Source organism: Paenarthrobacter sp. NEAU-H11, assembly GCF_050573415.1.
Classification (GTDB): domain Bacteria; phylum Actinomycetota; class Actinomycetes; order Actinomycetales; family Micrococcaceae; genus Arthrobacter.
Window position 1 is genome coordinate 15,728 of sequence record NZ_JBNZGA010000002.1, and the last position, 13,153, is coordinate 28,880.

At 66.9% G+C, this 13,153-nt stretch carries 11 protein-coding genes and 2 tRNA genes; 3 read left to right on the forward strand and 10 right to left on the reverse strand.

The window, feature by feature from the left end; genetic code table 11:
* Positions 1-88 precede the first annotated feature (88 nt).
* The 4 genes from ACQ3DC_RS02625 to ACQ3DC_RS02640 form a co-directional block, all read right to left on the reverse strand.
* A tRNA-Met gene (locus ACQ3DC_RS02625) sits at positions 89-162 on the reverse strand.
* Between the two features lie 61 nt (positions 163-223).
* Positions 224-295 (reverse strand) — tRNA-Thr (locus tag ACQ3DC_RS02630).
* 248 nt (positions 296-543) lie between these two features.
* Positions 544-2,688, reverse strand: coding sequence for a DEAD/DEAH box helicase (locus tag ACQ3DC_RS02635; protein ID WP_157241571.1), 2,145 nt, complete (start codon positions 2,686-2,688; stop codon positions 544-546).
* A 405-nt stretch (positions 2,689-3,093) separates the two neighbouring features.
* On the reverse strand, positions 3,094-3,750 hold the full coding sequence (locus ACQ3DC_RS02640) for an MOSC domain-containing protein (protein WP_157241570.1): 657 nt from the start codon (positions 3,748-3,750) through the stop codon (positions 3,094-3,096).
* Between the two features lie 195 nt (positions 3,751-3,945).
* Between ACQ3DC_RS02640 and ACQ3DC_RS02645 the strand changes: the two genes are divergently transcribed.
* The 3 genes from ACQ3DC_RS02645 to ACQ3DC_RS02655 are packed head-to-tail and all read left to right on the forward strand — an operon-like array spanning position 3,946 to position 7,338.
* Positions 3,946-4,566 carry a Tat pathway signal protein gene (locus ACQ3DC_RS02645; protein ID WP_421092452.1) on the forward strand — a complete coding sequence of 207 codons (621 nt, stop codon included), beginning with the start codon at positions 3,946-3,948 and terminating at the stop codon, positions 4,564-4,566.
* A gap of 2 nt (positions 4,567-4,568) precedes the next feature.
* Entirely contained in the window at positions 4,569-5,780 is a 1,212-nt protein-coding gene (locus ACQ3DC_RS02650) for a glutathionylspermidine synthase family protein (RefSeq protein WP_421092451.1), read from the forward strand.
* A gap of 13 nt (positions 5,781-5,793) precedes the next feature.
* Positions 5,794-7,338, forward strand: coding sequence for an APC family permease (locus ACQ3DC_RS02655; RefSeq protein WP_430751456.1), 1,545 nt, complete (start codon positions 5,794-5,796; stop codon positions 7,336-7,338).
* 74 nt (positions 7,339-7,412) lie between these two features.
* Here the strand turns inward: ACQ3DC_RS02655 and ACQ3DC_RS02660 are convergent, their stop codons facing one another.
* The 6 genes from ACQ3DC_RS02660 to ACQ3DC_RS02685 are packed head-to-tail and all read right to left on the reverse strand — an operon-like array spanning position 7,413 to position 13,096.
* Complete coding sequence (locus ACQ3DC_RS02660) at positions 7,413-8,183, reverse strand: SDR family oxidoreductase (protein WP_421092449.1); 771 nt, start codon at positions 8,181-8,183, stop codon at positions 7,413-7,415.
* A 34-nt stretch (positions 8,184-8,217) separates the two neighbouring features.
* On the reverse strand, positions 8,218-9,525 hold the full coding sequence (locus tag ACQ3DC_RS02665) for an MFS transporter (protein ID WP_430751457.1): 1,308 nt from the start codon (positions 9,523-9,525) through the stop codon (positions 8,218-8,220).
* Positions 9,522-10,013 (reverse strand): winged helix-turn-helix transcriptional regulator, encoded by a 492-nt coding sequence (locus tag ACQ3DC_RS02670; RefSeq protein ID WP_157241566.1) that lies wholly within the window; start codon positions 10,011-10,013, stop codon positions 9,522-9,524. The genes ACQ3DC_RS02665 and ACQ3DC_RS02670 overlap by 4 nt, the downstream gene beginning before the upstream one ends.
* A 50-nt stretch (positions 10,014-10,063) precedes the next feature.
* Positions 10,064-11,227, reverse strand: a complete 1,164-nt coding sequence (locus tag ACQ3DC_RS02675) for a cystathionine gamma-synthase (RefSeq protein ID WP_430751458.1) — start codon at positions 11,225-11,227, stop codon at positions 10,064-10,066.
* A 39-nt stretch (positions 11,228-11,266) separates the two neighbouring features.
* On the reverse strand, positions 11,267-12,652 hold the full coding sequence (locus tag ACQ3DC_RS02680; RefSeq protein WP_157241564.1) for a cystathionine beta-synthase: 1,386 nt from the start codon (positions 12,650-12,652) through the stop codon (positions 11,267-11,269).
* A gap of 36 nt (positions 12,653-12,688) precedes the next feature.
* Positions 12,689-13,096, reverse strand: coding sequence for a VOC family protein (locus ACQ3DC_RS02685; protein ID WP_430751664.1), 408 nt, complete (start codon positions 13,094-13,096; stop codon positions 12,689-12,691).
* Between the last annotated feature and the right edge of the window lie 57 nt (positions 13,097-13,153).

Here is a 13,153-nt window from a genome sequence, read left to right on the forward strand (position 1 = left end):
ACCAGAGCCAAAGGACCTTCCGTGGGTGCCACGCAAAAAGGGCACAGAAAAGCCCCCGGAATCTTGGGGATTCCAGGGGCTTAGCCTGTAGCGGTGGGGAGGCTCGATCTCCCGACCTCACGATTATGAGTCGTGCGCTCTAACCAACTGAGCTACACCGCCACGAATGAGAAAAACCTGCGCCAAGCCGGTCAAAACCGCCTTGACACAGGCCCTCATCCAGAGCCCCCCACCGGAATCGATCCGGTGACCTCGTTCTTACCAAGAACGCGCTCTACCACTGAGCTAGGGGGGCAACGAGTAAATACTCTACCGGAAGATTTTCCCACCAACAAATCGGCGCTCCAGCGCAGCCCTGGCCCCTTAAAAGCGCAGAAAACCGGGCTTCAATGAGCCTTCGGTGCGCCGATGCAGGGCCGGCAGGGCCCGCAGTGAAACAGGTGTGACGAAGCGAACACGCCGGTCCCGCCGTCGTGCGTTAAACGCCGGTGGGCCGGCTCGAAAGCCGGCCCACCGGGGGAACTGCGTCAGGGTAGCTGACGGTTACCACTTGCCCTTGCGGTTGAAGTCGCGCTGGCCGCCCTCGTTGCCGTGGCGGGGCTTGCGGGAGCCGTCACCGTGGCCGCCGAAGCGGGAGTCGCTGGCCTGGCCGCGGTTGGCACCGCTGTCAGCGCTGAAGGAACGCTCGCTGTAGGAGCGGCCGCCGCGGTCAGCGGAGGATCGCTCGCCGTCGTTCTTGCGGAATTCCTTCTTGAAGCCGCCGTTGCCCTTGAAGTTGCCTCCCCGGTCACCGCCGCGGTTGCCCTGGTAGGAGCCGCGGTCGCCGGCAGGCTTGCGGCCGTTGTCCAGCTCGAGGTGGATCAGCTCGCCGCCGATCCGGGTGCGGGACAGCGCACGCAGCTGCTCGGGGCTCAGGTCCGCCGGGAGTTCCACCAGGGAGTGGTCCGAGCGGATGTCGATGCCGCCGATCTGTGCCGAGGAGATGCCGCCCTCGTTGGCAATGGCGCCCACGATGGAACCGGGCATGACGCGCTGGCGGCGTCCCACGGCGATCCGGTAGGTGGCATTTCCCTCGGTGAGCGTGCGGGTCGGTCCGCGGGAACCGAAGCCGTCCTTGGAGCGCTCGCGCTTCTGGAACTCCGGCGCTGCGGGCAGTTCCTTCACCAGCAGCGGCTGTCCGCCCTGGGCCATTACGGCAAGGGCTGCAGCGATCTCCGACGCCGGAACATTGTGCTCTTCCTCGTAGGAAGCGATGAGGTCGCGGAAGGGCGCCACGTCCTCCGAGGCGAGGGTCTCCGTGATGCGCTCTGCGAACTTGCCCAGGCGGAGGGTGTTCACGGTCTCCGCGGTGGGCAGGTGCATCTGCTCCACGGGCTGGCGGGTGGCCTTCTCGATGGAACGCAGCAGGTACTTCTCCCGCGGCGTCATGAACAGGATGGCATCGCCGGAACGGCCTGCACGGCCGGTGCGGCCGATGCGGTGCACGTAGGACTCGGTGTCGTGCGGGATGTCGTAGTTGATGACGTGGCTGATGCGCTCCACGTCAAGGCCACGGGCGGCGACGTCGGTGGCCACGAGGATGTCGATGCGGCCTTCCTTCAGGGCGTCAACGGTGCGCTCGCGCTGCTGCTGCGGGATGTCACCGTTGATCGCGGCGGCCTGGAAACCGCGGGACTTCAGCTTGTCAGCCAGGTCCTCGGTAGCCATCTTGGTGCGCACGAAGGCGATGACGCCGTCGAACTCTTCGACCTCGAGGATGCGGGTCATGGCATCAAGCTTGTGCGGGCCCATGACCTGCAGGTACCGCTGGCGGGTGTTGGCGCCGGTGGTGGTCTTGGACTTGACGGAGATCTCGGCCGGGTTGTTCAGGTACTGCTTGGACATGCGGCGGATCTGGCTCGGCATGGTGGCGGAGAACAGTGCCACCTGGCGGTCCGACGGGGTCTGCTGGAAGATCTGCTCCACGTCTTCGGCGAAGCCCATGCGCAGCATTTCGTCGGCCTCGTCCAGCACCAGGTACTGGAGTTCGGACAGGTCCAGGGAACCCTTGGAGATGTGGTCGATCACGCGGCCGGGGGTACCGACAACAACCTGGGCGCCGCGGCGCAGGCCGGCGAGCTGCGGGCCGTAGGCGGAACCGCCGTAGACGGGGAGGACGGTGAAATCGTCAATGTGCTTGGCGTACGAGGTGAAGGCCTCGGCAACCTGGAGCGCCAGTTCGCGGGTGGGAGCCAGGACCAGTGCCTGGGTCTTCCGGGACGGGCCGTTGAGGTCGTGGAGCTCGGCCAGACGGGACAGTGCCGGTACTGCGAATGCTGCAGTCTTACCGGTGCCGGTCTGGGCGAGACCCACGACGTCGCGGCCTTCGAGCAGCAGCGGGATGGTTGCTGCCTGGATGGGGGACGGCTTCTCGTAGCCGACGTCCTGGAGGGCGGCGAGGACGCGGCCGTCGATGCCGAGGTCGGCGAACTTGACGCCTTCTTCTTCGTCTTCCTCAGCCTTGGCAGCGGGAGCATCTTCAGCTTTGGGGGCGGGAGCTTCGTCAGCCTGGGCGGCGGGAGCGGCCGGCGCTTCAGCAGGGGCTTCGGCGGGAACCGTTGCGGCCTCGGCTGCGGGAGCAGCGGGCTCGGTGAATTCGATGCTGGCTGTTGCTGCGTCAGCGGCGGCGTCGTTGTGATTTTCGGGCATAGGGGAATATTCCTCATCCATAGGGGGCCAGGCGGCACTACCCGAGGTGAGCGGAGCCGCAGTACGTGTGACCAAAGGTGCCGGGCAAACGTTGACCGGCCGGTCACAGAAGTCCGGCGCTTTCGCAATCCCGTGGCAGGACTTCCCGCTGCATCTCTTGGCTGCTATCCCAGCAGTCTGTACAGCGTTTTCTTTAGCCGGCTCTCCCTATGAAAATGCCCGCATCGCTTGCGCGGGCCCCAACACTTGCCAGTCCTGCCTCAAAAATTGGGCAGGAATAAGGGATTTCCGGAGTGGGGGATATCTCCAGTGTAGGGCACGCGCCCGCTCCAGCGGAAATTGAGGGCACGACGGCGGCGGTGAGCTTGCGCACACCGCTCCCCTGCCGACCGCTTCAGCCTGCGGCTACCGGCCCAGCTGCCGTTCCAGCGCCTCGAACTTCTGCTCGAACTCCGGCTGCTGCAGGCGGATCTCCCCGTCGGCGTCGGCGTCGCGCAGTGCTTCCATTGCCTCCAGGTCCGGCTCGCTGAACCACTTGCCCACGGTGATGCCGTGCTTCGGGACATACAGCCGGTGGATATGGTCTCCCGCCTGGATGCTCCCGGTCCTGATGACGCGGAGATAGGCTCCCACCCGGCCCTCCTCCGTGAACCTCTTGACGAAGTGGGGCTCCCGCATCCGGCGTTGGAAGGTGGCGCAGGGGGTACGGGGCGAGGTCACCTCCACTTCGACGTCCAGGCCGATCCGCCAGCGCTCACCAATCACGGCGCCGGTGACATCGATCCCGGCCACCCGCAGGTTTTCGCCAAAGCTCCCCGGGGGCAGGTCCCGCCCGAGTTCACGGGACCAGTAGTCCGCATCCTGCTGGGAGTAGGCGTACAGGGCCTGGTCCGGTCCCCCGTGGTGGACGCGGTTCGCCTGGATGTCGCCCTGGAGGCCCAGCCGGTGCACCTTGACCGGGCCCTCGACGGGGCGCTTGTCGATGGCGGTGACGCCCACGTTCGAGGCATCCGGCAGGAGCTGGTGGACGCGGCACACGGCGAGGACGGAGGCGGTTTCCATGGCTCCAGTGTATGGCTCCCCTTCCCAGCTCCCACACCCAACCGGCTCGCATTTAATGGCGCCAAACAGCGGTTTCGCGACGTTTAATGCGAGCTGCTTCGGCCAGCGGGCACCGGCAGGGACTACGCTGATTTAAGGATTGCAATGGGGGTGCAGCGCTGTGCCCAATTCACGTGGACAACGGAGGGGGACACCATGGACCCGAACAAGGACCCGGACCCCGGGCGACCCGGCAGCGACCGGCCTGCGGGCGAGGGCGTCCCGCCGGCCGGAGACGGGCACAGCGGCGCCAAGCCTCCTCCCTGGCAGGTACCCAAGCCGGAGCTCCGCCCCGAACTGCTCAACGAGCCGGTTACCCCCGTGGACCCGTTCGCCCGGGACCGCGAACGGCAGCTCAACGAGGAAGCCTCCCGGAAGAAGCGCTCCCAGCGGCGCACCGTCGTCGTGGGTTTGGGTGTGACGGCGCTGCTCGCCGGCACCATCACCGCCGTGGTGGCCAGCAACCAGGATGATCCCGAGTACGCGCAGGTGTGTTTCAACGACGAAACTGGCGAGCGCGTGGAAGACACGAACTGCAACAGCTCCGCCGGCAGGGGCGGCGGCCTCTATGCCTGGTACTTCTTTTCCCGAGGCGCGTACGTCCCCGCCATCGGCCAGAACCGCTCCACAGCCCCCAGCTACACCAAAACTGTTCCCAGCGGCGCGAAAGCGTCCACGGGGTACAGCACCAAGGGCGGAACGGTCAGCCGCGGCGGCTTCGGCACCAGCGCCAAAAGCGGCACCAGCGGTGGCGGCAGCAAGGTCTCGGGGGGCTGAGCGTGAAGCGGTTGACGTCTGAGCCCCGTCCCGGCTGGAAGCAGAAAATCGAAGAGCAGGGCCTGGTGTTCTCCACCACCACCATGGAGGACGGGCGCCGGATCGAGTACTGGAACGAGTCTGCGTACTACGAATTCACCATGGAGGAGGTGGAAACCCTCGAGGCGACGGCCGAAAACGTGCACAAGATGTGCCTGGAAGCGGCCAAGTTCCTGGCCACCGGCGCCATGGGCCACATCGGCATCGGCCCGCAGGCTCTCGAACTGGCCGCGGAATCCCTCCAGGCCGGGGACGTGGACGTCTACGGCCGGTTCGACTTCATCTATGACGGGCAGGGCGGCCCGGCCAGGATGCTCGAATACAACGCGGACACCCCCACGGGCCTGATCGAAGCGGCGGTGGCGCAGTGGTTCTGGCTGCAGGACGTCTTTCCGGAAAAGGACCAGTGGAACGGCATCCACGAAGCCCTGATCCGGCAGTGGAAGAAGGTGCAGTACCGCACCGGGATGAGCACCCTGCACGTTGCCCACTCGGAGGTCGAGGAGTCCGGCGAGGACTGGATGACGGCGGCCTACATGCGGGACGTGGCCAGCCAGGCGGGCTGGACCACCATCGGCATCAACATGTCCGATATCGGCTGGGACCCCAACCTCAACCGCTTCGTGGACCTGGACAACTTCATGATCAGCACCATCTTCAAGCTCTACCCGTGGGAGCTGATGATGAAGGAACCGTTCGGGCACCGGCTGCTGGAACGCGCCCACAACCCCCGCTGGATCGAGCCGGCCTGGAAGATGCTGCTCTCCAACAAGGCCCTGCTGGCCGCGCTGTGGCACCTCTACCCCGAGCACCCCAACCTGCTGCCCGCGTACCTCAACGAGCCGGGGCCGCTGAAGGAATGGGTGGCCAAGCCCCTGCACGGCCGCGAAGGCGACAACATCAAGATCCATGCGCAGGGCATCAGCCTGGAGCAGCCCGGCGGCTACGGCCGTGAAGGCTGGTGCTACCAGCAGTACCAGGAACTGCCCGACTTCGACGGCAACCATCCCGTCCTCGGCCTGTGGGTGGTGGACGGGGAGTCCGTGGGCTGCGGCATCCGGGAATCGGACGGGCCGGTCACGGATTATTTTTGCCGCTTCGTGCCCAACACCATCGACGCGCCGGCGCCGCTTTCGGCCGGGGCATCCTCCAGCAAGGCAGGTATCGCACTATGAACCCGGTGACAGCATGAGCACGGAGATTACGACGACGGGAGGCCCGGGCGGCGCGCACGGGACCACAGTTCCGGCCAAGGGACTCCGGGCCGGCATCCTGGATCTCGGCGACTCCGTGATGATTGGCCTTGCCTCCACGGCGCCGGTGTACTCACTGGCGGCAACACTAGGCCTGATCGTGGCCGTCAACGGGAACTACACTCCCCTGATCCTGCTGCTGGGCTTCATCCCCGTCCTGTTCATCGCCTATGCGTTCCGCGAGCTGAACAGTGCCATCCCGGACTGCGGAACCACCTTTACGTGGTCACGCCGCACCTTCGGCCCCTGGGCGGGCTGGCTGGGCGGCTGGGGCGTGGCGCTCGCGGGCATTGTGGTCCTGGCAAACCTTGCACAGGTGGCCGGACAGTATCTATGGCTCCTGGTGGGCGACGGTTCCCTGGCAGAGAACAAGGCAGTGGTCACGGCCACGGGCGTGCTGTTCATCGCCGTCATGACCCTGGTCAACTACCGCGGCATCCGGCTGGGCGAGCACGTCCAGCGGGTCCTGACGTATGTGCAGTACATTGCGCTGGGCATCTTCGCCCTGGCCATCGTCGTCGGGATTGTCCGGGGCTCGGCGGGCGGCGAGACCACCATCCAGCCCTTCGATTTCGAGTGGTTCAGCCCGGCAGGTGCGTTCGCGGATCCGGGAGCAGTGGTCCACGGCGTGCTCCTTGCCCTGTTCATCTATTGGGGCTGGGACACCTGCCTTGCAGTGAATGAGGAAACCGAGAACCCCTCCACCACCCCCGGCCGCGGTGCCGTGATTTCCGCGTTCATCCTGGTGGCCATCTATGTGTCCGTCGCGCTGCTGGTGATGATGTACGCCACCGTGGGCACCGAAGGCATCGGTTTGGGCAACGAGGCCAACCAGGACGACGTCTTCCTGGCCATGCGGGACGTGGTGCTGGGCCCGTGGGGCTGGCTGATCGTCGTCGCGGTCCTGGCCTCCGTTCTGTCCTCCACCCAGACCACCATCCTGCCCACCGCCCGCGGCACCCTCTCCATGGGGGTCCACGGCGCACTGCCGGCCAAGTTCGGCGAGGTGCACCCGAAGAACCAGACGCCCGGCTTTTCCACCCAGGTCATGGGGGCGGCGGCCATCGCGTACTACGTGGCCATGAGCTTCCTCAGCGAAAACCTGCTCTCCGACTCCATCAGCGCCATCAGCCTGTTCATCGCGTTCTATTACGCCCTGACCGGTTTTGCCTGCTTCTGGTACTTCCGCAGCACCCTTCGGCACTCGGCGCGGAATCTGTGGTTCCGGGGCATCCTTCCGCTCGTTGGCGCCCTGCTGCTGACCGCCGCCTTCTTCGTCTCGGCCGTCCAGATGTGGGACCCCGCGTACGGCGACACCCAGATCTTCGGCGTCGGCGGCGCGTTCGTCAGCGGGGTGCTGCTGCTGGCCCTGGGCGTGGTGCTCGCCGTCGTCTGCCGTTTCCTGCCGTCCACCCGCGGCTACTTCACCGGGACCAACGTCCCAGGCCAAACCGCCGCCCCCTCCCCCAACCCCAAGTAAGTAGCGCTAAGTGTCGTTTTGAGGGGTCAAAACGACACTTAGCGCTACCTAGTTGGGCCAAGGGCGCAGAGGGGTCATGCCGAGAAGCCGCCGTCGGATTTGATGAGCTGGCCGGAGACCCAGCGGCCGGCGGGTGAGAGCAGGAACGCCACAGTGCCGGCGACGTCGGCCGGTGTGCCCAGGCGGCCCGTGGGCTGCCGGGACAGGACAGCCGAGCGGACCGCGTCGTCCATCCATCCGGTGTCCACCGGCCCCGGGTTCAGCACGTTCGCCGAGATGCCCAGCGGCCCAAGCTCCCGGGCGGCGGCAATCACGATCCTGTCCAGCGCGCCCTTCGAGGCGCCGTACGGCAGGTTGAACGCTGTATGGTCACTGGTCAGCGCAACGATCGCGCCGCCGTCGTCCGTTGCCTGCCGCGCGAAGGCGGCAATCAGCTGCCAGCTGGCACGGGTGTTGACGGCGAAGTGCCGCTCGAACGACTCAAGGCTGGTATCCAGGATCCCTGAATCGACCGACTCGGCGTGGCTCAGCACCATGCCGTGCAGCGGGCCCGCGAGCTGAACGGCGTCAGCCACCAGCTTCTCCGCCGTGGCAGGGTCCTCCAGGTCCGCCGGCAGGGTGTGGACCCGGGCTCCGATGGCTTCCAGTTCGGCTGTCAGGCGGACGACGTCGTCCGGTTCAGTTCCCCACGGCATGCGGGCGTCGTAGTCCTGCCAGTAGGCCAGCACCAGGTCCCAGCCCTCCGCCGCCAGCTGCCGGGCAATACCCGCGCCGATGGAGGCAAGGCGGCCCGCGCCCGTCACGAGGGCTACGTTTCGGACGGGAACTTCGGGTGGGGTCTCCATGGGACCAGCCTAGCGGCGGCGTCCCGGGGCGCTGTCAGGAGGGCGCTCCGGCCGGGGCGGGCTCGCGGGAGACCGCGTGCCTGCGGATGGTGGCGCTGATGACCGCCGCGACGGTGCACATCGCGGCGGCGCCGAACCAGGCGTAGGTGTACTGGCCGGTGGCGTCCCGGATGGCACCGGCGCCCAGGGCGGCGGCGGCCGCGCCGAGCTGGTGTGCGGCGAACACCCAGCCGAAGACCACGCTGCCGTCCGCGCCGAACGTTTCCCGGCAGATGGCTGCTGTTGGCGGCACGGTGGCCACCCAGTCAAGCCCGTAGATCACGACGAAAACGATCATGCTCGGCTGGACTTCGGCACTTAGCAAGAGGGGCAGCACCAGCAGGCCGATCCCCCGGAACTGGTAGTACACGGCCAGCAGGATGCGGGGGTTGAACCGGTCGGTCAGCCAGCCCGAGGCGATGGTGCCCACAATGTCGAAAATTCCGACGACGGCAAGCAGGCCGGCGGCGGTGGTTTCGGCCATGCCGTGGTCGTGGGCGGAGGGGATGAAGTGGGTGCCGATCAGGCCGTTGGTGGTGGCGCCGCAGATCGCGAAACCGGCCACGAGGGCCCAGAAGGTCCGGACGCGGCTGGCCCGCCGGAGGACCTGGAGGGCACGCACGGCGGCATTGCTGCGAGGGCCGCTGTGCGAGGGAGGCTCCGGTGCGGGGACTCCCCCTGCCAGCGCGGGTTCGCCGTACGGAAGGACCCCGACGTCGGCCGGCGAGTTTTTGAGGAACTTCAGCACCAGCGGGACCACAGCCAGTGCACCGGCGGCGATCAGCAATGATGCCTGGCGCCACCCCGGATCCTGCGCCAGCAAGGCGATGAACGGGAGGAAGACCAGCTGGCCGGCCGCACTGCCGGCGGTAAGGATGCCGATCACCAGCCCGCGGCTCCTGACGAACCAGGTGTTGGCAATCGTGGCAGCGAACACCAGCGCCATGGATCCGGTGCCAAGCCCGATGAGCAGGCCCCAGGTCAGCAGGGTCTGCCACGACTGGTTCACCAGCACCGTCAGGGCGCTGCCGGTGCCGATCAGCACCAGCGCGGTGGCTGTTACTGCCCGGACGCCGAACCGCTCCATCAGCGCGGCCGCGAACGGTGCCGTCAGCCCGAACAGGACGAGGTTGATGCTCACGGCCGCGGACAACACCGTGGTGGACCAGCCGAACTCCTGCTGCAGCGGAACCATCAGGACACCGGGGGCGGCGCGGAATCCGGCGGCTCCCACCAGCGCAAGGAAGGCGACGGCGGCCACGATCCACGCGGGGTGCAGGCGGCGGCTGTTGGTTTCCCTCATGCGGCGGCCGTGGCGAGCCGGACCGGTTCCGCTGAACGGGCCCTGCTGTGCCAGCTGGTGTTGGCCGCCGTCAGCCGTTCGCCGCATTCGGTGCAGGTGTCCGCCGAGGTAGTGGGTTTCCCGCAGCCGGTGTGGATCACGTAAAGATGTGCCTGGTCCGAGGGCGCCGGCAGGTGCTTTTCTGCCCAGATGGTGACGGCGTTCAAGACCGGGAGGGCGTCCTCACCCTTGGGGGTGAGCACGTACTCCTGGCGTGTGCGGCCGCCGTCGTCGTAGGCCTTCCTGGCCAGCAGCCCGGACTCAACCAGGCCCGCCAGGCGCTTGGTGAGCACGGAGTCCGCCACTTCCAGCCGGCTTTTCATGGCGTCGAAGCGGCCGTTCCCGAAGAAGACTTCGCGCAGCACCAGGATGCTCCAGGGGTCGCCCAGGACGTCAAGGCCGCGGGCCATGCTGCAGCTGCGTTGGGACCAGTCGGATCGAAGAGGCATAGGCAAAACCCTAGCTGGCTTTCTTCAAGAAAGCCAGACCCCTTCGTGGTTTACGGGATGGCCGAGAACGCCTGCTCCAGGTCCGCCACCAGGTCCTCGACATCCTCGATTCCGCAGGACAGCCGGAGCAGGTTCACCGGAACGGCGAGCTCGGTGCCCTTGACCGAAGCGTGGGTCATCTCGGAGGGGTAGTTCATGAGCGACTCGATCCCGCCCAGGGATTCCGCGAGGGTGAACACGGACGTGGACTCCGCCACCTTGCGGGCCGCTGCTTCACCGCCCTTGAACTGCACCGAGACCATGCCGCCGAAGCTCCGCATCTGCTTCCTGGCGAGCTCGTGGCCAGGGTGGGACGGCAGGCCCGGGTAGAGGACGGCCTCCACCTCGGGACGTTCCAGCAGCCACTCGGCCACGGCCTGGCCGTTAAGGCTGTGGCGGTCCATCCGCACGCCGAGCGTCTTCAGGCCCCGGGTGGTGAGGAAGGCGTCCATGGGGCCGGATACGGCACCCACGGCGAACTGCACAAAGCCGATCTTCTCCGCCAGTTCCGCGTCCTTGACCACCACGGCGCCACCCACGACGTCGGAGTGGCCGCCGATGTACTTGGTGGTGGAGTGGACCACGACGTCGGCACCCAGGGCGAGCGGGGTCTGCAGGTAGGGCGACGCGAAGGTGTTGTCCACCACCAGGAGGGCGCCGGCGTCGTGGGCTATCTCTGCGAGCGCCGCGATGTCGGTGATCTTCATCAGCGGGTTGGACGGCGTCTCCACCCAGAGGATCCGGGCTTTGTTCGCAGTAACCGCCCCGCGCACGGTGTCCAGGTCGGCCATGTCCACCGGTGTATTGCCGATTCCCCAGCCGCCCAGGACCCGGCTGATCAGCCGGTAGGTGCCTCCGTAGGCGTCGTTGCCGAGCACGATGTGGTCCCCGGGCCGGGCCAGGGCACGGATCAGCGAGTCCTCCGCTGCCAGCCCGGAGCTGAAGCTGTAGGCGTGCGTGCCCCCCTCCAGCGCGGCCAGCTGTTCCTGCAGGGCGTCGCGGGTGGGGTTGCCGCCGCGGCCGTACTCATAGCCCCCGCGCAGCCCGCCAATGCCGTCCTGGGCGTAGGTGGAACTGAAGTGCAGCGGCGGCACCACCGCGCCGGTGCGGGGCTCGAAAGCCTGGCCGGCGTGCACGGCGCGGGTGTTGAAACCTTGGTTTTGCGGGGTGGACATGGTGCTCCTTTACGGGTGGCGCAGGTCAGGTGAAGCAGTTCAGTTGCTGAGGTAGGCCAGGAGGTCGTGCCGGGTGAGGATGCCCACGGGTGCACCCACGAACGTGACCATGACGGTGTCCACGTCCGAGAGCAGTTCCCTCGCCGCGGAGATGGTTTCCAGGGAGCCGATGACGGGCAGCTTGGGGCCCATGTGCTCGGAGATCTTGTCCGTGAGCTTGGCTTCGCCGCGGAACAGCTTGGCCGTGAGGGTGCGCTCGTCCACGGCACCCAGCACCTCGCCCATGACCACCGGGGGCTCCTGGGACAGGACCGGGATATGGCTGACGCCGAACTCGTTCATGATGTTGATGACATCGCGGACGGACTCGTTCGGGTGGATGTGGACCAGGTCCGGCAGCTCGCCGTTCTTGGAGCTGATGACTTCACCCACGGAGGTCTCCTCGCCGCCGGACAGGAAGCCGTAGGAGCGCATCCACTGGTCGTTGAAGATCTTGGCGAGGTAGCCGCGGCCGGAGTCGGGAAGGATGACGACGACGACGGCGGACTCGGGCAGGTCCCGGGCCACCTGCAGGGCGGCCACGACGGCCATGCCCGAGGACCCGCCCACCAGCAGGCCCTCCTCGCGGGCCAGCCGCCGGGTCATGGCGAAGGAGTCGGCGTCGCTGACGGCGATCACCTGGTCGGGCACGGACTTGTCGTAGTTCGCGGGCCACATGTCCTCCCCCACGCCCTCCACGAAGTACGGGCGCCCGGTGCCGCCGGAGTAGACCGAACCTTCCGGGTCCGCGCCGATGATCCGGACCACGCCGCCGTCGGACGCCGGCCTGTCAGCCGAGACCTCCTTGAGGTAGCGGCCCGTGCCGGTGATGGTGCCGCCGGTGCCGGCGCCGATCACGCAGTGGGTGACCTTGCCGTCCGTATCCCGCCAGATCTCCGGCCCGGTGGTCTGGTAGTGGCTGCCGGGAGCGGCGGGGTTGGAGAACTGGTCCGGCTTGTATGCACCGGGGGTCTCCCGGACGATCCGGTCCGAAACACCGTAGTAGCTCTGCGGGCTGTCGGGCGGGACGGCAGTTGGCGTCACCACAACCTCGGCGCCGTAGGCCTGCAGGACGGCACGCTTGTCCTCGCCCACCTTGTCCGGGACCACAAAGATGCACTTGTAGCCCTTCTGCTGGGCCACGAGGGCCAGGCCTACTCCGGTATTTCCGGAGGTTGGCTCCACGATGGTGCCGCCGGGCTGCAGCTTGCCTTCCCGCTCGGCGTCCTCGATCATCTTCGCCGCGATGCGGTCCTTGATGGAACCGCCAGGGTTCAGGTACTCGAGTTTGACCAGGACAGTGGCCTTGATGCCTTCTGTCACGTGGTTGAGCTTGATGAGCGGGGTATTGCCGATGAGGTCCAGGATGGACTGGGCGTACTTCATGTGTACAAAGCTACCGCTTCCCCCGCATGCATGCCGTTACCCGGCAGCCTGGGCCTGCTGGTCCGGTGGCAGGTTCTCCCAGAGGCCCATGATGTTGTTCTCGGAGTCCTTGAAGTAGGCGAAGTAGCCCATTCCGGGGATCTCGTTCTTGGGCATCACGACCGATCCGCCCAGCCGCTCCACGGTCTTGAGGGTGGCGTCAATGTCCGGAACGTCCACCGTGATGACGGGACTGGTGATTTCACCTTCCCGGGCCATCATGCCGCCGTTGATGGCGCCCGCTTCCGTGGGCTGGCCGGTCGCCTCGTCCATCGGCGTGGTGATGACCATGTTGTAGTCCATTCCCGGGACGGCGTCGATTCGCCAACCAAGGGCCTCCCGGTAGAACTTTCTGGCCCGCTCCTGATCGTCAGCGGGGATCTCGAAATGCACCACTCCACCCATTGCGCTCACCTGGAATCTCGAAGGTAAGGCGCGGATGCCCCGCGCCACACCTGGGAT

Excerpts from the sequence above, each read along its gene's own strand:
- ACQ3DC_RS02635 (WP_157241571.1), bottom strand. The coding sequence starts at position 2,688 with ATGCCCGAAAATCACAACGACGCCGCCGCTGACGCAGCAACAGCCAGC.
- ACQ3DC_RS02640 (WP_157241570.1), bottom strand. The coding sequence starts at position 3,750 with ATGGAAACCGCCTCCGTCCTCGCCGTGTGCCGCGTCCACCAGCTCCTG.
- ACQ3DC_RS02645 (WP_421092452.1), top strand. The coding sequence starts at position 3,946 with ATGGACCCGAACAAGGACCCGGACCCCGGGCGACCCGGCAGCGACCGG.
- ACQ3DC_RS02655 (WP_430751456.1), top strand. The coding sequence starts at position 5,794 with ATGAGCACGGAGATTACGACGACGGGAGGCCCGGGCGGCGCGCACGGG.
- ACQ3DC_RS02660 (WP_421092449.1), bottom strand. The coding sequence starts at position 8,183 with ATGGAGACCCCACCCGAAGTTCCCGTCCGAAACGTAGCCCTCGTGACG.
- ACQ3DC_RS02665 (WP_430751457.1), bottom strand. The coding sequence starts at position 9,525 with ATGAGGGAAACCAACAGCCGCCGCCTGCACCCCGCGTGGATCGTGGCC.
- ACQ3DC_RS02670 (WP_157241566.1), bottom strand. The coding sequence starts at position 10,013 with ATGCCTCTTCGATCCGACTGGTCCCAACGCAGCTGCAGCATGGCCCGC.
- ACQ3DC_RS02675 (WP_430751458.1), bottom strand. The coding sequence starts at position 11,227 with ATGTCCACCCCGCAAAACCAAGGTTTCAACACCCGCGCCGTGCACGCC.
- ACQ3DC_RS02680 (WP_157241564.1), bottom strand. The coding sequence starts at position 12,652 with ATGAAGTACGCCCAGTCCATCCTGGACCTCATCGGCAATACCCCGCTC.
- ACQ3DC_RS02685 (WP_430751664.1), bottom strand. The coding sequence starts at position 13,096 with ATGGGTGGAGTGGTGCATTTCGAGATCCCCGCTGACGATCAGGAGCGG.